This is a genomic window from Flavobacterium sp. CBA20B-1 (assembly GCF_028473145.1).
GTDB lineage: Bacteria > Bacteroidota > Bacteroidia > Flavobacteriales > Flavobacteriaceae > Flavobacterium.
The window spans coordinates 2390514-2416091 of record NZ_CP092370.1; the positions used below are offsets into that span (position 1 = coordinate 2390514).

The following is a 25578-nucleotide window of genomic DNA, read 5'->3' on the forward strand; positions in this document are numbered from 1 at the left end:
GTTCTATTGTATAGTTCTTTACTTAAACTTGTTACCTCTAAAATCTTGATTGTTTAGGTAAGTAATGAAATTTTTAATTTTTCCACTTAACCTCTCATAGTCGTTCCTTAATTGTTCAAAATCTTTCTCATTAATATATTCACAGTCAAAAACTCTATACAGTTGAGATCTTGTTTCTCCTGCTGAACCTTTTGCAATAGAAAGAAATTGTCTGAATTCTAGATTGCCATCTCGTTCAAATCCTTCTGCAATATTATCCATGACGGATCCAGATGAAGATTTAATTTGTTCTTTAAATTTAAAGTCTGTTTTTAGATTTGTTTCGATAGATAATTTATGAATAATTTTGGCTAATCTTCTGGCTTCTTGCCATATTTCTAAATCCTCAAATCTATTTATTGTCGCCATAACCTGAAACTAAAAAAACTTGAAACAAATTAAACTAAACAATTACTGCATTTCCGAATAACCTACTGCTTCGCCAATTAAAGTTGCCGATGTACAGTCTGATACTTTTACCAATACAAAATCGCCTACTTTATAATTCCCTTTTGGGAAAACAACTGTTGTGTTTTGTGAATTTCTTCCAGACCAATGTGCATCGGAACGTTTGGATGTTTTTTCAATTAAAACTTCCACCGTTTCGCCTACAAAACGCTTGGTACGTTCCATTGCAATGCGCTGTTGTAAATCTACAATTTCTTGTAATCGGCGTTTTTTAACCGCTTCTGGCACATCGTCTTCCATTTTTCTGGCAGCCATTGTTCCCGGGCGTTCAGAATATGCAAACATGTATCCAAAATCGTATTTTACATATTCCATTAATGATAAAGTATCCTGATGATCCTCTTCGGTTTCGGTTGGAAAACCTGTAATCATATCTTGCGATAACGAAATTTCCGGAATAATTTTATAGATTCTGTCAATCAAATCCATGTATTCTTCACGCGTATGTTGGCGGTTCATTTCACGCAAAATGCGGGTAGATCCCGATTGTACTGGCAAATGAATGTATTTACAAATATTGTGATGCTTTGCCATTACGTGAATCACATCTTCGTGCATGTCTTGCGGATTCGACGTGGAAAAACGGAAACGCATTTTAGGATAAGCCGTTGCACACATGTCTAGCAATTGTGCGAAATCTACCGCCGTTGCTTTTTGCATCTCGGTTGCTTTGTCGTAATCCTTTTTTAAACCACCACCATACCATAAGTAGGAATCCACGTTTTGCCCCAACAAGGTGATTTCTTTAAAACCACGTTCGTATAGGTCTTTAATTTCTTCCATGATACTTTGCGGTTCGCGACTGCGTTCACGTCCACGGGTAAAAGGAACCACGCAAAACGTACACATATTGTCGCAACCACGCGTAATAGAAACAAAAGCAGTAACTCCATTGCTGTTTAAACGCACAGGTGCAATATCGCCATAGGTTTCGTCTTTAGAAAGAATCACGTTAATAGCGTCGCGTCCTTCTTCAACTTCCTTCAAAAGATTAGGAATGTCTTTGTAAGCATCAGGACCAACCACCATATCCACAATTTTTTCTTCCTCTAAAAACTTGCTTTTTAAACGTTCTGCCATACAGCCCAAAACGCCTACTTTCATAGACGGATTGATCGATTTTACGGCATTGTATTTCTCTAAACGCTTGCGCACTGTTTGCTCTGCCTTGTCGCGGATTGAGCAGGTATTTACCAAAACCAAATCGGCTTCTTCTAAATTTTGTGTGGTGTTATATCCTTCGTTGGCTAAAATCGATGCTACAATTTCGCTGTCAGAAAAATTCATCTGGCAACCATAACTTTCTATAAATAACTTTTTGGTATTATTTTTTTGCGGATCTAAAACCAAGCTTGTTCCTTGTTTTTGTTCTTCAATAACCTTTTCCATATATTCCCAATCGTATTCAAATCAATTTGCAAAGATACAATTAAAATTAAAAGTATGACAAGATGGCAGATGAAATTTAGATATTTTTAATACGTCATTGTGTGTCGTTTTTTAATTGTATATTTACGCTTATGAAAGCCGTTTATCATTACACATGCCATTCGGGCGGGGCAGAGGGTGCCGATTCGTATTTTGAATTTTTTTCAAAGAAATTTCACGTGCGGGTTGTGGCTTATTCCTATCGAACAAAGTTTCACAACTCAGAGAATAAATACGAATTAACTACAGACGAATTCAATGAAGGTGTTGAAAACGTACTGAAAGCAAACGAAGTTTTAAAGCGTTCTAAAATAAATCAATATTTAAAATTTTTGGCTAGAAACTGGTTTCAAGTGAAAAATGCCGATGAGGTTTATGCAGTTACCAATCTAAAATTAATAAACAATCGTTTGCAAGTAAAAGGCGGCACCGCTTGGGCAGTGCAAATGGCTATAAACAGCGGCAAAAAAGTGTTTGTGTATGACCAGCAAGCGGCACAATGGTTGTATTGGGATACCTATTATTTGAATTTTAAACCGCTTAGAGAACTACCAAAAATAAACGCAAGCAATTTTGCAGGAATAGGCACGCGAAACATCAATCTGTTTGGCATAGAGGCTATTGAAGCTCTTTTTAAAAATACTTTTGATACGAATTATGGCAAGTAAACACAATTTAATTAGCAGATTAACCCGCATTGTAGAACTTTTTCAGCTACATGGCAGCAGTGGTTTGTCTTTTGATGAGTTAAACAATAAACTAAAAAATGCGTTTGTAGATGAAGACCACAGTGTGTCATTGCGAACCTTTCAGCGCGATTTAAAAGACATTGAATCGTCTTTAAAAATTAAAATTATTTTTGATAAAGTAAAAAAGAAGTATCTTTTGGTGCAAGATGAGTTGCAAAACACTTCAAAAAACACACAATTGTTCACTCTGGAAAGTTTAAAAATGTTGCACATTGCCCAAGATGTTTCTGTCAATAATTTTATTTTGATCGATGAACGCAAGGCAACCGGATTAGAAAATTATAATTGCATTAAAGATGCGATTTGCTCAAAAAAACATTTAGAGTTCAATTACCAAAAATTTGATCAATACAAAAGCGACCGTCGAAAATTGATGCCTTTGGCTTTGAAAGAAAGCAAAAAGCGTTGGTATGTGGTGGGATTTGAAATAAAAAACGGTTCCAAAATACCGGCGCTAAAAACGTTTGCACTAGACCGAATGTATGATTGCGAAGCCACCACCGAATTTATTTTAAAAGATACAATAGACGTGCATAAACACTTTGCTCGTTTTATGGGCGTAACCACCAAACCGCTGGAAGGTTTCAGTGAAAAAGTAACGGTGATCCTAGAAACATCCATTGAATATGGAAAATATTTCAGCACGTTGCCCATTCATCCTTCCCAAAAAACCGAAATCGAAAACGGTAAAACCATTATTACCTTGCAGTTAATTCCTACCATGGAGTTGGTGTCTGAAATCCTCTCGCACAATCACCAAATAAAAGTGGTTCAACCCAAAGAATTAATTCATATTATTAAAAAAACACTTTCACAAAATTTGAAACAATACAATTAAAATGGCATCAAAAAAGGCTATTTTAAAAAAATCACATACTTTTGCTTTTCAAATAAAAAAAGAATGGCAAAGAACTTAGTGATTGTAGAGTCGCCTGCAAAGGCAAAAACAATAGAAAAATTTTTAGGGAAAGATTATCAGGTAGAATCAAGCTTTGGGCACATTGCCGATCTGCCTTCTAAAGAGATTGGTGTAGATATTGAGAATAATTTTAAACCAAAATACGAAGTTTCTGCCGATAAAAAAGCTGTAGTAAAAAAATTAAAAGATTTATCAAAAAAAGCCGAAACGGTTTGGTTGGCATCCGATGAAGACCGCGAAGGAGAGGCAATTGCATGGCATTTGGCAGAAGAATTAAAGTTGAAAGAACAAAACACAAAACGTATTGTTTTTCATGAAATTACCAAAACAGCCATTCAAAAAGCCATCGAAAATCCGCGTACCATTGATTACAATTTGGTAAATGCACAACAAGCACGCCGCGTTTTAGACCGTTTGGTGGGTTATGAATTGTCGCCGGTTCTATGGAAAAAAGTGCGCGCAGGTTTATCTGCCGGTCGTGTGCAATCGGTTTCGGTTCGGTTAATTGTAGAGCGCGAACGCGAAATAGAAAGCTTTCAGACCGAGTCATCATTTCATATTGCTGCAGAATTTGTAGCGGCAAATGGGAAATCGTTCAAAGCAAAATTGCCAAAGAACTTTAAAACGCAAAACGAAGCGCAGGCTTTTCTTGAAAAAAATATAAATGCCACATTTAAGGTTTCCGATTTAGAAACCAAACCGGCAAAAAAATCTCCGGCAGCACCGTTCACCACTTCTACATTGCAACAAGAAGCATCGCGCAAGCTGTATTATTCGGTTTCGCAAACCATGATGTTGGCACAGCGCTTGTACGAAAGCGGGTTGATTACTTATATGAGAACCGATAGCGTAAACTTATCACAAGATGCTATAAAAGCTGCCGAAACAGAGATTGTAAACGTGTATGGAAAAGAATTTAGCAAACCTCGAAATTTTTCCACCAAGGCAAAAGGCGCACAAGAAGCCCACGAAGCTATTCGTCCAACAGATATGTCGCGTCATTCGGTAAATATCGACCGCGACCAAGCCCGTTTGTATGAACTCATCTGGAAGCGTACACTTGCTTCGCAAATGAGCGATGCACAGCTAGAACGAACCAATGTAACTATTGTGGCAGATAAGCACAACCAGCATTTTGTTGCCACAGGTGAAGTGTTGCTTTTTGAAGGGTTTTTAAAGGTTTATTTGGAAGGAAACGACGACGAAGACGAAGAGCAAGAAGGGTTGTTGCCTGCCATGAAAGTAAACGAGCCTTTGCAGAATAATTACATCACTGCAACAGAACGTTTCTCAAGACCGCCCGCACGCTATACCGAAGCTGCTTTGGTAAAAAAGTTAGAGGAATTAGGAATTGGTCGCCCGTCAACTTATGCGCCAACGATTTCAACCATTATTGCGAGAAATTATGTGGAAAAAGGAACAGCCGAAGGCACCGAGCGCAACTATCAATTGTTGCGTTTAGAAAGCGGAAATATAAAAACAAGCACACAAATAGAGAAGGTAGGTGCTGATAAAGGAAAATTAATTCCTACTGATATCGGAAATATTGTTACCGATTTCTTGGTAAAGAATTTCGCAACTATTTTAGATTATAATTTCACAGCCCGCGTGGAAGGTAGTTTTGATGAGATTGCCGAAGGAAACTTAGATTGGACCAAAATGATGAATGAATTTTACAATCATTTTCATCCCAATGTGATCGATGTGGAAAAAAATGCCGAGCGCGAATCAGGCGAACGTATTTTAGGAAAAGATCCCAAAACAGGAAAACCCGTATTGGTGCGTTTAGGAAAATTTGGTCCTATGGCGCAAATTGGCGATGCTGAAGACGAAGAAAAACAATTCGCAAGTCTAAGTCCTACGCAAAACATTGGAACAATAACCTTAGAAGAAGCCTTAACCTTGTTCTTGTTGCCCAAAAACTTAGGAACCTATCAAGGCGAAACAGTGGAGGTAAACAACGGACGATTTGGCCCGTATGTGCGCTATGCAGATATGTTTGTTTCATTAGCCAAAGGCGAAGAACCGCTAGATGTGAGCCTGGAACGCGCTATTGAATTGATAAAAGAAAAGCAAAAAGCCGATGCGCCTATTGCTATTTATCAAGGATTGCCTGTTCAAAAAGGAGTGGGGCGTTTTGGACCGTTTATCAAATGGAACAATATGTTTATCAACGTAAACAAAAAATACAATTTTGATGCTCTTTCTCAAGCAGATATTGAAGAATTAATCGCAGACAAGCTTCAAAAAGAAAAAGATAAAGTAATTCACGATTTTAAGGAAGAAGGCATTCGTGTAGAAAAAGCACGTTGGGGCAGATCGGTAATCTTGCAAGGAAAAGTAAAGATTGAATTAAGCAAAGATGTAGATGCAGCTGCTTTAACCTTAGAAGAAATTCAAAAACTGATCGAACAAAAAGCTCCAGCAAAAAAGACGGCTGCCAAAAAAGCGACAGCTAAAAAAGCATCAACAAAGAAAACAACAACAAAAAGCACAAAACGTACAACAAAAAAATAGCAACAGATGATGTACGAAATATTAACGCCTATTTCTAAAGAATTAGAACAACTTATCGATACCTTGCCGCAGCATTCCTTAGGAAAAACAATGGCAATTCATAAGCGAAACGCATTTCCTGATCTTGAAAATGTGCAGTTGGCATTGATTACCGTAAACGAAAACCGAGGCAGTTCAGGAACCACCAATCAAGTGGGTTTTGATACGTTTCGAAAAAATTTCTATCAACTTTTTCCTGGTAATTGGACAAAAAAAATGGTAGATTTGGGAACAATTCATGCCGGTGAAACCATTCAAGATACCTATGCGGCCATTAAAATGCTAGTGACCGATTTGTTAAAGCAACATATTGTACCCATTGTTTTGGGAGGATCGCAAGATTTAACTTATGGGCTTTATCGTGGTTATGATGCCATGGAACAAGATGTGAATTTGGTTTGTATTGATAATAAAATAGATGTGGTGAACGATGTGGAAAATCCGTCGGAAAATTTCATGACCCACATTATAATGGATACACCGGCAAATTTGTACAATTTCAGTGTGCTGGGTTATCAAACCTATTTTAATTCGCAAGAAGAAATCGATTTGATAGATAAAATGTATTTTGAAGCCTATCGATTAGGAGAATTGATTACCGATATTAAAATTGCCGAACCGGTTTTGCGTGATGCAGACATTGTAAGTTTAGATATTCATGCGATAAAATCGGCCGATTTAGGATTTTTTTCAGAATTTTTTCCAAACGGTTTTGATGGGCGAGAAATCTGTGCTTTAGCACGTTACGCGGGATTAAGCGACCGTGTAAGTAGCTTTGGAGTTTTTAATATTGATAATATATCAGAAAAAAGTTTGCTAATTACTCAAATTTTATGGTATTTTGTTGAAGGATTTAATTTTAGAATGAATGAATATCCTTATATTAGCAAATCCAGTTACATGAAATACATTGTTCCATTAGAAGAGCAAGAGTTGATTTTTTTTAAAAGCGATGTTTCAGAACGCTGGTGGATCGAAATTAACAGTTTAGTGGATGCTAATCGCAAAGTGTTATTCCCTTGTAGCTATGATGATTACAAGCAATCTTTGCAAAATATCGTACCCGAAAGATGGTGGCGGGCAAACAAAAAACTGCTAGGATAAGAATGTTTAAAATTAAATTGTTAAATATAAATTAAATTTTTTTTTAAGATTTCGTTGTATATTTAAAAATAATTAAATAGGTTTACGCTTTGAATAATTTTTAAAATAAAACCCCAATTAATATATGAAGAAGTTCATTACACTTTCTGCGGTTGCCTCGCTTTTGTTCAGTTGTGGTTCTGGTGACAGAGGAGAACTACTAGATGGAGTACAAGGGAAACGTTGGATTACCGAAAAGCCACAGGGAATGGCTTTTATTCCAGGTGGATCTTTTACAATGGGTAAAACTCACGAAGATTTACTTGGTGCTGAAGATGCCCCTGCACGCACTGTTACAATTGGTTCAATGTACATGGATGAAACGGAAATTACAAACAACCAATACCGTAAGTTTGTAGAGCACGTTAAAGATTCTATTATCAGAACCCGTTTAGCTATTATGGCAGATGAAATGGGTATGGATGCTACTGCAGGTGGAATTGGAGCGTTTGCATTTCAAGAGGTTCAAGATCCATCATTAAATCAAAATCAAACAGCATACGATCGTTATATGTATGATAACTATTACAGTATGGCAATGGATGATGATGAATATGCTGGTCGTCGTTTAAACAAAAAAGCACGATTAATAACAGACCCTCGCCGCTACCCAGACGAATACTATGTAGAGGTGATGGATTCGTTATACATTCCTGCAGACCAAAACTTAAACGGAATGGTTACCTTCGATGTGAATAAGTTAAACTTTAAATATTCTTGGTGGGACGAAAACGCATACATTAATGATTCTTCGAACGAGGTAAGAAACCGTCAGGCTAAATTCCTTAAAACAGAGATTGTAAATGTATATCCGGATACTACTGCTTGGGTTAAAAACTTCAACTATTCCTACAACGAACCAATGTTTAAAGAGTATTTTTGGCATGAAGCGTATGGTGAATATCCAGTAGTTGGTGTTACACATCATCAAGCAAAAGCATTTGCAGCTTGGAGAACATTATACAAAAAAGCATATACATCAGATAGAAACATGGATCATAACTTATATGAATACCGCGTTCCAAGTGAATCTGAATGGGAATATGCAGCTCGTGGAGGTCTAAAAAGCGCAATGTATCCTTGGGGTGGTCCTTACACCACTGATGAAAAAGCTTGTTTCTTAGCAAACTTTAAACCAGATAGAGGTGATTATGCAATAGATGGTGCATTATACACAGCAGAAGCACGTTCATACAAGCCAAATGGTTATAATCTTTATAATATGGCGGGTAACGTAGCAGAATGGACAGATTCGTCTTATGATGAAGAAAGTTATATTTTACAATCTAGCTTAAAGCCAAAAGGAAGAACAACATCAAACCCAATGAAAGTGGTTCGTGGAGGTTCATGGAGAGATCCAAGTTATTTCCTACAAGTAGCAACTCGCGATCGCGAAAATGCAGATTCAGCACGTTGTTATATCGGTTTTAGAACGGTTGTTTCAGCTCCAGGTCCAGGATTGTTAAACGAGGCAAATACTCCTCAAAGTGGAAGAAACGCAAAATAATTTATACTTAAACATTTAACTAACTAAAATTAAATATTATACAAGATGGCTATACCTAAAAAAGTAATGAATTTCTGCTACGGTATGGGAGCAGCAGTTGTAATCGTAGGTGCATTATTTAAAATCACACATATGGAATTAGGACCTTTAAACGGTAATAATATGTTAACTGTAGGTCTATTAGTAGAAGCATTAATCTTCGCAATTTCAGCTTTTGAACCAGTTGATGAAGATTTAGATTGGGCAAGAGTGTACCCTGAATTAAAAGGCGGAGAGCCTCGTGCAATGCAAGTTGCAGGAAATGTAGGAGTAACTGGTACGGTTTCAACTTCTGCAGTTGGTGGATCTTCATCTTCTCAAAGATCAACAGCTCCTGCTTATGCAGCAGCGTCTGTATCTTCTCAACCAGCGGTTGCACAACCAACAATGGAAAGAAGTTTATTATCTGAAAAATTAGATAATATTTTGAAAGAAGCTAAAATCGATGGAAACTTAATGGAAAGTTTACGCGACAGTATTAAAAACTTTGAATCGGCAGCAAAAGGAATTGCTCCAACTGTTGATGCAGTTGCTTCTTCAAACAGATATGCAGAAGAAATGGCTACGGCGGCTTCTCAATTAGAAACTTTAAACACCATGTATAAAGTACAATTAGAGAGCGCTACTAAAAATGCAGACATCAACAGAGAGGTTGCTGAAAACAACTTGAAATTGAAAGAGCAAATGATGTCATTAACATCTAATTTATCTACATTAAATGCAGTTTATGGTGGAATGTTGTCTGCTATGGGAAAAACAGCTAATTAGTATTAACTCTTAAAAAAATCTAATTAGATATGGCATCTGGAAAACAAACCCCTAGACAAAAGATGATTAACCTGATGTATCTTGTGTTCATCGCTATGATGGCTCTAAATATGTCAAAAGAAGTGTTAACCGCTTTTGGATTAATGAATGAAAAGTTTGAATCAGCAAATGCAAATGCTGAGGATACAAATAAAGTATTACTTGCAGGTTTGGCGATGAAAGCCGAAGATGAGCCTGCACGTTATACCGATCCTTATGAAAAGGCAAAACAAGTTGAAAAGCTTTCTACAGAATTTTATAATTATATAGGTTCTTTAAAAGGCGATGCAACTAAAGGCTTTGAAATTGACTCGGAAACAAAAAAATTGCCTTACGAGCAAATGGACAAAGGTCAAACAATTGACTATGGTTGGTTTGAAGGTGAAGGATTATCTGCAAAAGGTAAAGAAATCATGGGACGTATTGCAAAATACAAATCTGATTTTAAAGCTATTGTAGGAAACGATGTGAAGTATAAATTTCTTGTTGAAGATATAGAGAAGAGATTTAATACAAGTGCTGTTAAGAATAAAGATGGAAAAGATATTCCTTATTTAGATTATCACTTTAAAGGTTATCCAGCAGTTTCTTCTTTGGCTTATTTATCATCAATGCAAAACGATGTGCGCCAATTAGAACATGAAGCATATAACTTATTTCTTGGAAACTCTTTAAAGCAAGCTGCTTCAATGAAGAATTATCAAGCAATGGTTATTCCTGATAAAGCAGTTTATTACCAAGGAGAACCTATCAAGTATAAAGTAGTATTAGGTCGTTATGATACTTCAACTGTTCCAACTTCGGTTGTTGTAAATGGAGCAACTATTCCTCAATCAAGAATTAAAGCAGGTCAGGTAGAAGGAACTTCTACTGCGTCTGGCTTAGGAGAACATAAATTTACAGGTAAATTTACGTTTATGGAAGATGGAGAACCGATTGTAGTAGATATCTTAAACTCTAACTATATGGTGGTTAGCCGTCCAAGTTCTGCAACCATTTCAGCAGATAAAATGAATGTAGTTTACATTGGATTAGACAACCCTATCTCTATTACTGTGGAAGGAATCACATCTGATAAAGTAACTGCTTCTGCTACAAATGGAACTTTGAAGAAAATTGGAAATGGAAAATTTATGTTTACTCCAAGTGCTGGTAAAGAAGCTGTAATTACTGCAACAGGTACTATGCCTGATGGAAAAGCAATTACATCTAAGCAAGTATTTAGAATCAGACCATTGCCACGTCCTCGTGGATTAATTCGTGGAGAACCTGACGCGAAAGGACCTGCAAGCAATCTAGCTCAAGTTTCAATTAGCGCCAAGATGGAGGATTTTGAATTTGAAACGAATTTAAGAGTGACTCAATATACAATTGTATTTCCTGGAATGGGTTCTGAAGTTGTAAATGGTGGGGGGGCTTTGACTCCATCTGCACAAGCTAAAGCAAACCGTTTGCGTCCTGGTGATGTAGTTCGTATTGTTAACATAAAAGCTAAATTAGTTGAAAATCCGAATGTAGTTATTAAAGATCCTACTAATGCTACATTCACAATTCAATAATAAAATTCGAGTTTATGAAAAATATTAAGAATTTATTTTTAACGGCTTGTGCACTAATTGTTTCAGGTGCAACCTTTGCACAGAACAATATTTTAAATGCACAGTCGCCTAATGAGATTGGTGATGAATCAATCGAAGAAATCTATGCAAAGGCTGATGGACCTATACCTTATGAGTATGTGAACGATCGCGATATTATTTTTCAGAAAAAAGTGTGGGAAGTATTGCCTTTAGACCAAAGACAAAATTTGGTTTATTATTTTCCAATGGAAGAAACCATGGATCGCAAACCATTATGGAACATTTTAAAAGATGCCGTAATGAATAAAAAGATCAATGAAGTGTATGAAGACGAGAATTTTAAGTTTAAATTAAATATAAAAGACTTAGAATCTAAATTCATGCGAAAGGATACAACTGAGATTGGTAAAGAGCAATTAATGTTAGAGGGTAAAATTGATGAGCAGTATATGTATACTACTGTAATTAGACCTAGTGATGTTAAAGAATACCGGACAATGGGTATGTGGTATTTAGACCGCAATGCAGGAGAATTAAAATACCGTTTGTTAGGTTTAGCACCAGTTGTAACAGATATTGCTACTAAAGGAGAAGAGTTTGAACAAGCTGTTCCTTTATTCTGGATTTTCTTCCCAGATGCTCGAGATGTCTTATACAATTCGTATGCTTATAATGAGAAAAATCCGGCTATGAAGATTAACTTTGACTACCTATTCAATGCACGTAAATTCTCTAGTACAATTTATAAGGCGGACAATATTTATGGAGACAGAAATATTAGCGACTATGTACAGGGTAATGCCATGATGCAATTATTAGAAGCAGAGCGTATCAAAGAATCGATCCGAGAATTTGAAGATGATTTATGGAATTACTAATTTTGTAATCTAAACTATAAAACTCTTATCATTTGATAAGAGTTTTTTTATTATTATGAAAGTTGATTATTTAATTGTAGGTGCTGGATTAGCTGGTGTTTGTTTTGCGGACTTTTGTTGGCGAAACAATAAATCGTTTGTGGTAATGGACCATGGAAAACGAACTTCCTCTCAAGTTGCTGGTGGTATGTTTAACCCATTGGTTCTAAAAAGGTTTTCTTCAATATGGCAAGCCGATGAACAAATCGCTTTGGCTCATAACTTTTATCCGCAAATGGAAGAATTGTTACATGATTCTTTTTACTATAAAGTACCTATTTACAGAAAATTTGCATCAATCGAAGAGCAAAATAATTGGTTTTTAGCGTGTGATTATCCTTTGACAGCTCCGCATTTGAATGTGCAGCTTAAGAAAGAAAAGATTCCGCATATTGATAGTCCCTTTTTGTTCGGAGAAGTTTATAACACCGGATTTTTAAATGTAGGTCCGTTTATAAATGCCTATCAAAGGTTTCTTAAAACGCATGAACTATTCCTTGAAGAGGAATTTATTTATGAAGATGTATATATGGAATCTGAAAGAATTATTTATAAAAATGTAGAAGCGAAACATTTAATTTTTGCCGAAGGTTTTTCCATGCATAACAATCCATTTTTTAATTTTTTACCTTTAGATGGAACAAAAGGAGAGTTGCTTTATGTAAGAATTCCAAATTTGAAGCTGCAGAACATCGTTAAATCAAACATATTTATCATTCCTTTGGGAGATGATATGTACAAGATTGGTGCTACTTATGATTGGGCTGACAAAACCGATGTTCCAACACAGCAAGCAAAGGAAGAACTTTTGGAAGGATTAGAAAAGTTGATTTCTTGTCCGTATGAAGTGATAGACCATGTGGCAGGAGTTCGCCCCACTGTCAAAGACCGCAGACCTTTGGTGGGCGCTCATTATCAATACAAAAATATTCATATTTTAAACGGTTTGGGTACACGCGGCGTGCTATTAGGGCCGTATCTCGCAGATAAATTGTATCAAAACATAGAAAATAATGTACCTTTGGATCACAATATCAATGTAGCAAGATATTACAAAAAATTACAATTAATAAAATAGCAATATGCTTAATATACACGATTTGTCGGTTGCGTTTAGCGGCGATTTTTTGTTTGAAAATGTAACTTTTCGCTTGGGTGCTGGCGATAGAGTAGGTTTGGTAGGGAAAAACGGAGCAGGAAAATCTACCATGTTAAAAATTCTTTCGGGCGAAGTGGAACCAGATTCCGGAACCATTGCGTTTGACAAAGAAATTAAAATTGGTTTTCTTAAGCAAGATATCGATTTTGTAAAAGGAAGAACTATTTTAGAGGAAGCATATCAGGCTTTCGATGAAATTCAGTATGTGGAGAAAGAATTGGCAAAATGGAATGCCGAATTGGTTAACAGAACCGATTATGAATCAGAAGCATATCACGAAATCATTGAAAAAGTAAGTGATTTAACCCATCGGTTTGATATTTTGGGAGGGTATTTGTATCAAGGAAACACCGAGAAAGTGTTGTTGGGTTTAGGATTTAAACGCGCAGATTTTGACCAATTAACCGATACTTTTTCTGGAGGTTGGCGCATGCGTATTGAATTGGCAAAACTATTGCTTCAAAACAATGATATTTTGCTATTAGATGAACCCACAAACCACTTAGATATTGAATCGATTATATGGTTAGAAAACTTTTTAAAATCATTCTCAGGAGCTGTGGTGTTGGTATCGCACGATAAAATGTTCTTAGACAATGTCACCAACCGAACCATAGAAATTTCATTAGGAAAAATCTATGATTTCAATAAACCCTACACACAATATTTGGTTTTAAGGCAGGAGATGCGAGAAATGCAGTTGGCGGCTCAGAAAAATCAGGCTAAAAAAATAGAAGAAACCGAAAAATTAATCGAGAAATTTCGTTATAAAGCCACTAAAGCTTCCATGGCGCAATCTTTAATTAAAAAATTGGATAAGGTGGAACGGATTGAAGTAGATGAAGACGATAATTCTGTGATGAATATTTCTTTTCCAGTTTCAATCACACCTGGAAAAGTGGTTTTAGAAATGGAAAATGTGCAAAAAGCATTTGATGATAAAATTATTTTTAAAGACATTAACCTTTTTATTGAACGTGGAAGTAAAATTGCTTTTGTAGGGCAAAATGGTCAAGGAAAATCTACCCTGATTAAGGCGATAATGAATGAGTTTGATTACCAGGGAAAAATTAAGATTGGGCATAATGTGCAATTGGGATATTTCGCACAAAATCAGGCAGATTATTTAGATGGCGAGAAAACACTTTTAGATACGATGATTGATGCGGCCACAGATGCAAATCGATCAAAAGTGCGCGATATGTTGGGCTCGTTTTTGTTTCGGGGCGATGATGTGGATAAGAAAGTGAAAGTATTATCGGGAGGAGAAAGAAATCGTTTGGCATTGGCCATGTTGCTTTTAAAACCGATTAATGTGTTGTTGATGGATGAGCCAACGAATCACTTGGATATAAAATCGAAGAATGTATTAAAGGCAGCATTGAAAAATTACGAAGGAACGTTGCTTTTGGTTTCTCACGACCGTGATTTTTTACAAGGAATGACCGATAAGGTTTATGAATTTAAAGATCAAAAAATAAAAGAATATTTAGGTGACATTAATTACTTTCTGGAAGAGCGCAACGCCAGTGATATGCGTGATTTTGAACAAAAGAAAGAACAAACTGCAACGGTAAGCGTTAAAGAAGCTCAAAAAGTTGAAAAATCGCTTTCATACGACGAACAAAAACGTATAAAAACATTAAACAATAAGTTAAGCAAAGCAGAAAGCATCATAACCGAATTAGAAAAGAAAATTGCAAAAGCCGACTTAGAATTGGCCGAGAACTATGAGCAATTAATGAACGATAGCAAATGGTTTGCTGCCTACGAAAAATTGAAAACCGATTTAGAACAAACCATGCAAGAATGGGAACAGGTTCAAGAAGAAATAGATGCTATGTAAAAAAAGGCTGCCTAATATGTCCAGCCTTTTGAATTTATATACCTTTCGGAATTGCGTTAATTAATTTTTGAGTATATGGTTTCTGCGGATGATCAATTAAAGCATCGGCTTCGTTTTGTTCCTCGATTTTTCCTTTGTTCATAACGATAATCTGATCCGAAATATATTTTACAACTGCCAAATCGTGGGAAATAAACAGGTAAGTAAATCCAAAATTATCTTTTAAATCATTTAGTAAATTCAACACTTGGGCTTGCACCGAAATATCCAATGCCGAAACCGATTCGTCGCAAATGATTAATTTCGGATTCACCGCAATGGTTCGTGCTATGCCTATTCGCTGGCGCTGACCTCCGGAAAATTCATGTGGATATCGGTCATAATGTTCAGGCAATAATCCAACTTTTTCCAACAAATCCAATACTTTTTCTTTTCGTTCTTTATCGTTTGCGTACAGTTTATGCACTTTCATAGGTTCTAAAATAGCTTCGCCAACTGTTATTTTTGGATTTAACGACGCAAATGGATCCTGAAAAATAATCTGAATTTCTTTTCGCAGTTCTTTTAATTCGCTTTTAGATAATTTGGTAATATCTTTATCTCTGTAGAAAATCTGTCCTTTTGTGGCTGGATCCAGCTGTAGAATAGCATTTCCTAATGTTGATTTCCCGCAACCGCTTTCACCAACCAAACCTAGTGTTTCGCCTTCGTACATCTTAAAACTTACGTTGTTTACCGCCTTAAAATAATCGTTTGCCTTGAACAAATGTGTTTTTAAAAGATATTCTTTCTCAACGTTTTCAACACGTAACAAAGGTTTTTGATTGTACAATTTATGTAAATGTTCTTTGCGTTCTTCATGCGAAATTGCTGCGGCATTTTCTGTTCCGCTTAAATAATCTTGAATGGTTGGCAAACGTTTTAAGCGCACATTTAGCGATGGGCGAGAGGCAATTAACGCTTTTGTATAAATGTGTTCGGGATTTTTAAAGATCTTTAAAGCCGAATTTTGTTCTACAATTTCGCCTTTGTACATGACTAAAATGCGGTCGCAAATTTCAGAAATTAACGATAAATCGTGCGATATAAACAAAATGCTCATACCAGTTTCTTGCTGCAGATTTTTCAACAACAAAATAATTTCCTGTTGAACCGTAACGTCTAAAGCGGTGGTTGGTTCATCGGCAATTAAAATTTCGGGTTTGCAGGCAATTGCCATGGCAATCATCACGCGCTGTTTTTGTCCGCCCGAAATTTGGTGTGGATATTTATTGTAAATCGTAACGGGATCGGGCAATTTTACCTGATCGAACAATCTTAAAACTTCTACTTTAATTTCTTTTTCAGATAAATTGGTATGCGTTTCTAAAATTTCTGCAACCTGAACTCCGCAACTGATCGACGGATTTAAAGAACTCATTGGTTCTTGAAAAATCATCGATACTTTTTTGCCCCGAATTTTTTGAAATCCTTTTTCGGAATAGTTGGTAATGTTTTCGTTTTTAAAATGAATAGAACCTGTGTTTAAATCGGATATATTTTTAGGAAGCAAACCCATTACAGCCAAGCTTGAAACCGATTTCCCCGAACCTGACTCGCCTACGATTCCGACAATTTCATTAGGAAAAACATCAAATGAAATAGAATGGATTACTTCGTTCCATTTTTTTTCCTGTAAAAAAGAAATACTTAAATTTTCGACTCTTAAAATCGGTTCTTTCATAAAAAAAATACTACCAATAATTATAAAAATTAAAGGTAGTAAAAACAAACTAAACAATTTTTTTAAGCGAATAGTTTTTAGCCATTCCTTGCTAAATCAAGCTACTTTTTGTGTATAATCTTTGGTTACTACAAAATCAATGGGTGTTGAATTGAGTAAATTATCATATACCGGGCAACGTTCTTTGATTTCATCCATCCAAAATTTTAAGGTTGTTAGATCGGCAGTAGTTACAGGTTTCACGCTAAGTTCAATGCGCTGAAAACCATTGCGGTCTTTTGTTTTATCGCTTTGCTTTTTAGTAGTGTTTATAATTCCTTTGATTTCAATTTGAATCGATTTTAAATCCATATCCAGATCATCTGCAACCTGATGTCCCACCATATTGATACACGCTGCAAATCCTGCTAAAAGATATTCAAAATGGGCGTTTGAATTCTTTTTCATATCATTTTGAGTGATTGAAAATTGCAATTCGCTGCTTTTAATGTTTAACTGGCTTTGGTTGGCAAAACTTAATAATGAAATTTGTTCTAGGCTCATGATTACTGGTTTTATAGATTAATATTAAATTATTTGGGCAAAAAAAATCCCCTGCGCTTTGGCAGAGGATTCACGATATTATATTGTAAAATGGTTACAATTTAGTGCATACAAAACCTCTGCGGGAATATTTCCACATCTTACAGTTTTTTGTATGTTTTATAAATTGTTGCATTTTAATTTATCTGTCGATTTTTATTTCGGAACAAAATTCTAAATTTATTTTTTAAAAAGAAAATTATTTTTGAAATTTAACATTTTGATGATTTAAACCGAAAATATTTCGGTTTATTAAAGTTTTACTTCTCTAAAAAACTTATTGAAACTTAAACTGAAACAATTTCAGAATCACTCAAAATAGGTTCGTTACGCATTCTCAAAAAAATTTGTGCTACGGCAACTACATCGCGTTCGCAATATTTTTTAATTCGGTCGATGTTTTTTTCGTTGTAATACACATTGCGCACTTCGCTGCCATCAATATCTTCTTTTGGCGACGGAATGTTTAAAACATGTGTCAATAATTTTAGTGACGTATAATGTTTGTAATCACCAAATTTCCATAATTCCAAGGTATCTAAATGCGGAATTTCCCATGGTTTTCTACCGAAAAGTTGCAGTTTTTCGGGAATGTTTATTCCGTTGATCAACATGCGGCGACACATATAGGGAATATCGAATTCCTTGATATTGTGCCCGCAAAATATAAATGCCGGATTGGAGAAATGTGTTTTTACCAAATCATTAAATTCTTCCAACAATTGTTTTTCTTCACCAATAATCGATTTGGTTCTAAACTGGCGTTCGGCATTTTTAATCGTGAAATATCCTACCGAAATACAGATGATTTTTCCAAATTCTGCCCAAATTCCTGCACGATTGTAAAATTCTTCAGGCGTTAAATCGTCTTTGCGCTGATATTGTGTTTTATCGGCAAATAGTTGTTGTGCTTCTTCTGGTAAATCATTAAAAAATGCAGATTGTGGCACGGTTTCAATATCCAAAAAAAGAATATTTGGCAAAACTATTTTATCAATCATAATGCTTGGTTTAACATTTTATAGGTTTCATCGATATAAACATACAAATCGTTGCTGTGCGCATCGGATGTAGTCTGCAAACCTTTGATATGACCCAAACGAACAATGATGATGTTGTCTTCGGGGATTACAATGGTAAACTGCCCTAAATGACCGCGCATGTAGTAAATGTGCTTGTTTTTGTAGTTTGACAACCACCAGCCGTAACCATATTGCGGACTTTCTTTAAAACGCGGATTGATCGATTCAAAAACAAACCCCATAGGAAGCAGTTGCTCGCCATTCCATTTTCCGTGCTGCATATACAATTTACCAAATTTGGCAAAATCACGCGCATTACTGGCAATACAACAATACGCTTTCTCAATGCCGTTGTTTTTATGGTCGATCTGCCACAGCGCATCATGTTCCATTCCCATAGGCTGCCAGAAATATTTCGACACAAAATCGGCCAAATGCATTTTGGTAGCTTTTTCTAAGACCATTGCCAATAATTGCGTGTCGCCGCTTTGATAGCTGAATTTCTGTCCCGGTTTTTTATCAATCGGTAAACTTAACATCAGCGAACGCAAATCGGTTTTAAAATAAGCCTGTGTTGTTACAGAAGTTGGTCCGTAGTAATTTTCGTCCCATTTTTGTCCTGATGCCATGCTTGCCAAATCGCCAACGGTTACTTCTTTTGCAAATTCGCCTGTTAATTCAGGTAAAAAATCAATTACTTTAGTGTCTAAACTTTGAATCATTCCTAGATCAATCGCTTTGCCTAATGCCGATGTTACGATGCTTTTCGCCATAGAAAACGAGTTGGTTTTACTGTCTTTTTTGCCAATATCGAAATAACTTTCATGAAAAATACTGTCGTTTTTAATGATTAAGAACGATGTAGTTTGCAGGTCTTTATGTGTTTGATTCAGCTTTTCAGTAGCCGGAATTTTATTGTAATTTTTAGAAACGTTCCAAGGTTGTGCCGTTCCTTTTTTAATTTCTCGATTGTTGAAATACGTGTAATCTTCTAAAAAAGCTGTTTTATGACCAGTTAAATAGGTTACACGTATCCCACGAAGCAAATAGCCATAGCCAAAAATGTATAACAAAGCAATAAGCGTTACCAAAATAATAAGTAGCCATTTGAGTGTTTTAAGAATATATTTCATATTTATTTAGTTTGATAATTAAAGATAACAAAATTACTCGTTATACAATTTATTTTTTGCCACAGATTCAAGGATGAATTTAAAAAAGCTCTATAAAGTTTACACCTTATAGAGCTTTAAGCTTATAACTAACAGCTAAAAACGAATAACTGTTTACAAATTCTGAAAGAAATCGTTTCCTTTATCGTCTGTGATAATAAATGCAGGGAAATCTTTAACGGTAATTTTACGAACGGCTTCCATTCCCAATTCAGGAAAATCTACAACTTCTACACGCAAAATATTGTCTTTAGCCAAAATAGCTGCCGGACCACCGATTGAACCTAAATAAAAACCGCCATGTTTTGCACAAGCATCGGTAACTTGCTGTGAGCGGTTTCCTTTTGCCAACATAATCATAGATCCGCCGGCTGCTTGAAATTGATCCACATAACTGTCCATACGTCCCGCAGTTGTTGGTCCGAAAGATCCCGAAGGCATACCTTCAGGAGTTTTTGCAGGACCTGCGTAATAAACTGGGTGGTTTTTAAAATATTCCGGCATTGGTTCGCCGTTATCCAACATTTCCTTGATTTTTGCATGGGCAATATCGCGGGCAACAATAACGGTTCCGTTCAACATCAATCGGGTTTTGATTGGATGTTTGGTCAATTCTGCCAAAATGTTTTCCATTGGCTGATCCAAATCAATATGCACGGGCTCTTCTAAATGCGGAGCCGTTTCTGGTAATAATCTTGCAGGATTGGTTTCTAACTGTTCCACAAAAATACCGTCGGCAGTAATTTTTCCTTTGATATTTCTATCGGCAGAACACGAAACTCCTAAACCAACCGGGCAAGATGCTGCGTGGCGTGGCAAACGAATTACGCGCACGTCGTGTACCAAATATTTACCGCCAAATTGCGCACCCACACCTGATTCCTGACAAATTTGCTGCACGCGTTTTTCCCATTCCAAATCGCGAAACGCTTGTCCCGCCATGTTTCCGGTTGTTGGTAAATGATCGTAATACCCCGCAGACGCTTTTTTAACGGTTGCCAATGTTGCTTCGGCCGAAGTTCCGCCAATCACCAACGCTAAGTGATAAGGAGGGCAAGCCGCCGTTCCTAAATCCATGATTTTTGCCTTTATGAACGCTTCTAACGATTTGTCGTTTAATAACGATTTTGTCTGCTGATATAAAAAAGTTTTATTTGCCGATCCACCGCCTTTTGCAAGAAATAAAAATTCGTACGAATTTCCTTTTTTAGCATAGATATCGATTTGAGCCGGAAGGTTAGATCCCGAGTTTTTCTCTTCGAACATTGAAATAGGAACGATCTGTGAATAACGTAAATTTTTGTTGATATACGTGTTGAAAATCCCTTTTGATAAAGCCTCTGCATCATCGATTCCGGTATAAACATTTTCACCTTTTTTTGCTAGTACAATCGCTGTTCCCGTATCTTGACACGATGGTAACTCGCCACTAACAGCCACTGCAGCATTTTGCAATAAATTGTAAGCCACAAAACGGTCGTTGTCTGTAGCTTCGGGATCATCGATAATAGCGCGTAATTTTTCTAAATGCGATGTACGCAGCATAAAAGAAACATCGGTCATTGCTGTTTCTGCCAATAATTCCAACCCTTTTGGATCCACCGTTAAAATTTCCCGATTGCCTAATTTTTCAACTTTTACATAATCTGAAGAAATTTTTCGGTACGTTGTATCATCTTTTTGTACAGGAAATGAATCCTGATATAGAAAATCAATCATTTTTAGTGTAATGTAATTTATTAGCGTAAATTTAATGAAATCAGTCTAAAATTTAATTGAATTTTATAAAAAAAAGAGAATGGTTGTTTTATCTTCTGTTCGAAATGTAGTTCATTAATGCTGTTTTTTTACTTTTAAATAATAGTAATCGTGTATATTTTGTGCCTTTTTGAATAAAGTAAAAAATCTACTTGAGTATAGCAATTAATTCTTTTTGATATTGTGAATGATTGTTAATACCGATATGACCTTGGTTTTTAAGTAGAAAAATGGTGTCTTTATCTTTTAAAAGAGGCTTCAATTGCAAGGAGTTTTCTGGTGCAATAACATAATCTTTTTCACCATGGAAAATAAAAATAGGACTCTTCACTTTCGATAAATACAGATTATTTTCTAATGGATACTTTAATATAAAAGTTGGAAGAAAGGGAAATCTGGATTTCATTTCGGTTTTTAAATTGAAATAGGGCGCTTGCAAAATCAGTTTTTGCGGATTGTTTTTTGATGCCAGGTAAGATGCAATTCCGGTTCCTATGGAATATCCTACAATAATTATCTGATCTTCTTTAAATTCTTTTTTAAGAAAATCGTAACCTAATTGTGCATCTTCAAATAATTGCTTTTCATTTGAAATATTTCCTTCGCTTTTTCCAAAACCACGGTAATCGGTAATAAAAACATTATAACCTGACTCTAGGTAAACCGACGCAACATTTCCCCAAGTAGATAAATTTCCGGCATTGCCATGAAGAAAATAAACAACTCCTTTTGGATTTTCGGTCTCAAAATAAAGGTTGTTTATTGTGATACCATCGTTTGTTTCAAGATTGATTTCTTTAAACTTCTCAGTGTATGTAAACTTTGTGTCTTTATTGATTTTTAAAGGATAAAAAATGAAATTTTCCTGATTAAGATACATCAACACGCACAATATCAGATAGAGCGACAAAAAGAAGGCAATTATTTTAAAATAGATGAAACGCATAGTATTTTTTTTATCGATTTAAAAATACAAAAAAAGGAAAGACGTTTAAATCTTTCCTTTTGTAATTATTTCTGGCGGAAGTATATTTCAATCGGCACTCCTTCAAAATTATAAATTTCGCGTAATTTGTTTTCCACAAAACGCTTGTATGGATCTTTAATATATTGCGGTAAATTAGCAAAAAACACAAACTGCGGCACAGGCGTTGGCAACTGCATACAATATTTAATTTTAATGTATTTCCCTTTAATTGCCGGTGGTGGATTGTGTTCGATAATCGGCAACATGGTTTCGTTAAATTTCGATGTTGAAATACGTTGTTTGCGGTTTTCATACACTTCTACAGCTGTTTCTAACGCTTTTAGTAAACGTTGTTTTGTTAAAGCTGATACAAAAAGAATAGGCACATCGGTAAATGGTGCTATTTCTTCGCGTATTTTTTTCTCGTAATCGTGTGATGTCATGGTGTCTTTTTCAACCAAATCCCATTTGTTTACCAAGATTACAATTCCCTTACGGTTTTTTTCTGCCAACCAAAAAATACTTTGATCCTGACCTTCAAATCCGCGGGTTGCATCAATCACCAAAATACAAACATCGGCATGCTCAATAGCACGCACAGAGCGCATTACAGAGTAAAACTCTAAATCTTCTTTTACTTTTGCTTTTCTACGGATACCTGCTGTATCAACCAAGTTGAATTCAAAACCAAAACGGTTGTATTTGGTGTCGATTGCATCACGCGTTGTTCCTGCAATATCGGTTACCACAAAACGATCTTCGCCAATCAACGCGTTAATAAAGCTCGATTTTCCTGCATTTGGTCGACCTACCACTGCAAAACGAGGCAATTCGTCTTTTACTTCTTCAACTTCTGGCAATTCCGGTAAAATTTCAACAATTTTATCTAAAACTTCGCCCGTTCCAGAGCCACTCATTCCAGACATAGTCACGTATTCGCCCAAGCCTAAATTGTAAAATTCAAAAGCATCTTGCTCGCGTTTGGCATTGTCCACTTTGTTAACAACCAACAAAACCGGTTTGGTAACCTTGCGCAACAATTTTGCCACTTCGTCATCCATTGGGGTGATTCCTTCCTCCACATCAACCAAAAACACAATAGCATCGGCTTCATCAATCGCCAATTCTACTTGTTTGCGTATTTCTGCTTCAAAAATATCGTCTGATCCTTTAATATATCCACCTGTATCGATTACAGAGAATTCTTTTCCGTTCCATTCACTTTTTCCATAATTGCGATCTCGGGTAACACCACTTACCGAATCTACTATGGCTTCGCGTCTTTGAATAAGACGGTTAAAAAAGGTTGACTTTCCTACATTGGGTCTTCCTACTATTGCTACAATGTTGTTCATATAATGTGCACTTTTAAAAAGTGTGATTTTTTATTTTTGTTGATATCCGAAACGGCGTAATTGAAATTGGTTGTTTCGCCAATCTTTATTCACTTTTACAAACAGTTCGATATGCACTTGCTTGTCGAAAAATTTCTCTAAATCGGCGCGTGCTTCCATTCCCACTTTTTTTAGTGCCGATCCTTTGTGACCAATGATGATGCCTTTTTGGCTGTCGCGTTCCACCATAATCACCGCTTTTATATGAATGATTTTTTCTTCTTCTTTAAACTCTTCTGTTTCGATTTCTACCGAATACGGAATCTCTTTTTGATAGTTTAAAAGAATTTTTTCGCGGATAATTTCGTTCACAAAGAAGCGTTCGGGTTTGTCGGTTAACGCATCTTTCGGATAATAAGGTGGCGAGTCAGGTAACAGCTCTAAAATGCGATTAAAAACCGTATCCACATTAAAATTATTCAACGCCGATATTGGAATTATTTCTGCATTAGGCACTTTTTCTCTCCACAAAGCCACTTGCTCCTCTAAATGTTCTTGATTTGATTTGTCGATTTTATTCAACAGCAACAAAACCGGTACTTTTGCATGAGTGATTTTTTTAAAGAAAGCTTCGTCTTTCAATTCGCGTTCGCCTACTTCCACCATATATAAAAGAATGTCTGCATCTTCAAACGCCGATTTCACAAAATCCATCATCGAACTTTGTAATTCATAAGCAGGCTTGATAATCCCAGGTGTATCTGAAAAAACCATTTGAAAATCGTCGCCATTTACAATTCCGAAGATGCGGTGGCGCGTTGTTTGTGCTTTAGAGGTGATGATTGATAAACGTTCCCCAACAAAAGCATTCATAAGAGTTGATTTACCAACATTTGGATTTCCGATAATATTTATAAAACCAGCTTTGTGCGACATAAATTTCTGTAATAATTTGCAAAGTTAGTCAATATTCGTGAAACACACTAATTTTAAAAATTGTTGTAAAAACTTTGGTAGTTCAAAAAGTTGCCTTATCTTTGCACCACAATAGCGCGGGATAGAGCAGTAGGTAGCTCGTTGGGCTCATAACCCAAAGGTCACTGGTTCGAGTCCAGTTCCCGCTACTAAGACTAAAAGTCCTTTTAAAAAATGTTTAGAATTTCGTTTTTTAATCGTAGTAAAAATTCAATTTAACGCACAGCGCGGGATAGAGCAGTAGGTAGCTCGTTGGGCTCATAACCCAAAGGTCACTGGTTCGAGTCCAGTTCCCGCTACTATAAAGCTTCAGAGAAATCTGGAGCTTTTTATGATTTTGAAGTTGTTAAGGATGGTAATGTTGGGCTCTTATCCGCCTCGGCGGACACAGGTTCGAGTCTCCGCTTTAGCTGACTACTATAAAGCTTCAGAGAAATCTGGAGCTTTTTATGATTTTGAAGTTGTTAAGGGTGGTAATGTTGGGCTCTTATCCGCCTCGGCGGACACAGGTTTGAGTCTCCGCTTTAGCTGACTACTATAAAGCTTCAGAGAAATCTGTGGCTTTTTTTTATTTCAATAAAGTATGGAAGAATTTGTTGTTTATATTTTGTTTTCAAAAAAATATAGGAAGACGTATGTTGGCTTTACGAGTAATTTAATTGAACGTATTAAATCACATAATGTTTTGGGAACGAAAGGTTATACTATTAAATATCGACCTTGGATTGTAGTAGATGTTCAATTTTTTACATCAAAGAAAGAAGCTATGCAAGTTGAAAAATTCTATAAAACGGGTAAAGGACGCGAATTGATTAAGCAATTGACAGCGGAATAGATTGGGCTCTTATCCGCCTGGGCGGACACTGGTTCGAGTCTCCGCTTTAGCTG

21 protein-coding genes and 2 tRNA genes are annotated in these 25578 nt (G+C 36.0%); 13 read left to right on the forward strand and 10 right to left on the reverse strand.

Annotated features, from left to right (window positions below):
* Nucleotides 1-18: 18 nt before the first annotated feature.
* The gene (locus tag MG290_RS11720; protein WP_264561463.1) at nucleotides 19-408 is read right to left on the reverse strand and encodes a four helix bundle protein; all 390 of its coding nucleotides are present in this window, start codon (nucleotides 406-408) and stop codon (nucleotides 19-21) included.
* Between the two features lie 42 nt (nucleotides 409-450).
* Entirely contained in the window at nucleotides 451-1896 is a 1446-nt protein-coding gene (gene miaB / locus MG290_RS11725; protein WP_264561464.1) for a tRNA (N6-isopentenyl adenosine(37)-C2)-methylthiotransferase MiaB, read from the reverse strand.
* Nucleotides 1897-2027: 131 nt separating this feature from the next.
* Between miaB and MG290_RS11730 the strand changes: the two genes are divergently transcribed.
* From MG290_RS11730 to abc-f, 10 genes are all read left to right on the forward strand, one after another.
* A complete protein-coding gene (locus MG290_RS11730) occupies nucleotides 2028-2603 on the forward strand; it encodes a hypothetical protein (RefSeq protein ID WP_264561465.1) in 576 nt (191 codons plus the stop codon).
* Nucleotides 2593-3522, forward strand: coding sequence for a helix-turn-helix transcriptional regulator (locus MG290_RS11735; RefSeq protein ID WP_264561466.1), 930 nt, complete (start codon nucleotides 2593-2595; stop codon nucleotides 3520-3522). The genes MG290_RS11730 and MG290_RS11735 overlap by 11 nt, the downstream gene beginning before the upstream one ends.
* A gap of 63 nt (nucleotides 3523-3585) precedes the next feature.
* Complete coding sequence (topA, locus tag MG290_RS11740; RefSeq protein ID WP_264561467.1) at nucleotides 3586-6120, forward strand: type I DNA topoisomerase; 2535 nt, start codon at nucleotides 3586-3588, stop codon at nucleotides 6118-6120.
* A gap of 6 nt (nucleotides 6121-6126) precedes the next feature.
* Entirely contained in the window at nucleotides 6127-7263 is a 1137-nt protein-coding gene (locus tag MG290_RS11745) for a formimidoylglutamase (RefSeq protein WP_264561468.1), read from the forward strand.
* 124 nt (nucleotides 7264-7387) lie between these two features.
* Nucleotides 7388-8809 carry a type IX secretion system lipoprotein PorK/GldK gene (porK, locus tag MG290_RS11750; RefSeq protein WP_257499848.1) on the forward strand — a complete coding sequence of 474 codons (1422 nt, stop codon included), beginning with the start codon at nucleotides 7388-7390 and terminating at the stop codon, nucleotides 8807-8809.
* Nucleotides 8810-8854: 45 nt separating this feature from the next.
* Entirely contained in the window at nucleotides 8855-9616 is a 762-nt protein-coding gene (porL, locus tag MG290_RS11755) for a type IX secretion system motor protein PorL/GldL (RefSeq protein ID WP_257499847.1), read from the forward strand.
* A gap of 29 nt (nucleotides 9617-9645) precedes the next feature.
* Nucleotides 9646-11214, forward strand: coding sequence for a type IX secretion system motor protein PorM/GldM (porM, locus tag MG290_RS11760; RefSeq protein WP_264561469.1), 1569 nt, complete (start codon nucleotides 9646-9648; stop codon nucleotides 11212-11214).
* Nucleotides 11215-11228: 14 nt separating this feature from the next.
* Complete coding sequence (porN, locus tag MG290_RS11765) at nucleotides 11229-12113, forward strand: type IX secretion system ring protein PorN/GldN (protein ID WP_264561470.1); 885 nt, start codon at nucleotides 11229-11231, stop codon at nucleotides 12111-12113.
* A gap of 55 nt (nucleotides 12114-12168) precedes the next feature.
* Nucleotides 12169-13230 carry an NAD(P)/FAD-dependent oxidoreductase gene (locus tag MG290_RS11770; RefSeq protein ID WP_264561471.1) on the forward strand — a complete coding sequence of 354 codons (1062 nt, stop codon included), beginning with the start codon at nucleotides 12169-12171 and terminating at the stop codon, nucleotides 13228-13230.
* Nucleotides 13231-13234: 4 nt separating this feature from the next.
* Nucleotides 13235-15157, forward strand: coding sequence for a ribosomal protection-like ABC-F family protein (gene abc-f, locus MG290_RS11775; protein ID WP_264561472.1), 1923 nt, complete (start codon nucleotides 13235-13237; stop codon nucleotides 15155-15157).
* Between the two features lie 34 nt (nucleotides 15158-15191).
* Here the strand turns inward: abc-f and MG290_RS11780 are convergent, their stop codons facing one another.
* From MG290_RS11780 to era, 8 genes are all read right to left on the reverse strand, one after another.
* Nucleotides 15192-16880 (reverse strand): ABC transporter ATP-binding protein, encoded by a 1689-nt coding sequence (locus MG290_RS11780; RefSeq protein WP_264561473.1) that lies wholly within the window; start codon nucleotides 16878-16880, stop codon nucleotides 15192-15194.
* Nucleotides 16881-16976: 96 nt separating this feature from the next.
* Nucleotides 16977-17423 (reverse strand): OsmC family protein, encoded by a 447-nt coding sequence (locus tag MG290_RS11785; RefSeq protein WP_264561474.1) that lies wholly within the window; start codon nucleotides 17421-17423, stop codon nucleotides 16977-16979.
* A gap of 326 nt (nucleotides 17424-17749) precedes the next feature.
* Nucleotides 17750-18463: a 3'-5' exonuclease gene (locus tag MG290_RS11790; RefSeq protein ID WP_264561475.1), complete on the reverse strand. Its 714-nt coding sequence runs from the start codon at nucleotides 18461-18463 to the stop codon at nucleotides 17750-17752.
* Entirely contained in the window at nucleotides 18460-19617 is a 1158-nt protein-coding gene (locus tag MG290_RS11795; protein WP_264561476.1) for a serine hydrolase domain-containing protein, read from the reverse strand. Before MG290_RS11795 ends, MG290_RS11790 begins: the two co-directional genes overlap by 4 nt.
* Nucleotides 19618-19770: 153 nt before the next feature.
* A complete protein-coding gene (locus MG290_RS11800; protein WP_272586439.1) occupies nucleotides 19771-21372 on the reverse strand; it encodes a fumarate hydratase in 1602 nt (533 codons plus the stop codon).
* Nucleotides 21373-21562: 190 nt separating this feature from the next.
* Complete coding sequence (locus tag MG290_RS11805) at nucleotides 21563-22360, reverse strand: alpha/beta hydrolase (RefSeq protein ID WP_264561478.1); 798 nt, start codon at nucleotides 22358-22360, stop codon at nucleotides 21563-21565.
* A gap of 65 nt (nucleotides 22361-22425) precedes the next feature.
* Nucleotides 22426-23736 (reverse strand): ribosome biogenesis GTPase Der, encoded by a 1311-nt coding sequence (gene der, locus MG290_RS11810; RefSeq protein ID WP_264561479.1) that lies wholly within the window; start codon nucleotides 23734-23736, stop codon nucleotides 22426-22428.
* A 30-nt stretch (nucleotides 23737-23766) separates the two neighbouring features.
* Complete coding sequence (gene era, locus MG290_RS11815) at nucleotides 23767-24651, reverse strand: GTPase Era (protein ID WP_264561480.1); 885 nt, start codon at nucleotides 24649-24651, stop codon at nucleotides 23767-23769.
* Between the two features lie 115 nt (nucleotides 24652-24766).
* Here era and MG290_RS11820 point away from each other — a divergent pair.
* From MG290_RS11820 to MG290_RS11830, 3 genes are all read left to right on the forward strand, one after another.
* Nucleotides 24767-24839 (forward strand) — tRNA-Met (locus tag MG290_RS11820).
* 77 nt (nucleotides 24840-24916) lie between these two features.
* Nucleotides 24917-24989: transfer RNA gene (locus tag MG290_RS11825), tRNA-Met, on the forward strand.
* A 284-nt stretch (nucleotides 24990-25273) separates the two neighbouring features.
* Nucleotides 25274-25525: a GIY-YIG nuclease family protein gene (locus tag MG290_RS11830; protein ID WP_264561481.1), complete on the forward strand. Its 252-nt coding sequence runs from the start codon at nucleotides 25274-25276 to the stop codon at nucleotides 25523-25525.
* Nucleotides 25526-25578 lie beyond the last annotated feature (53 nt).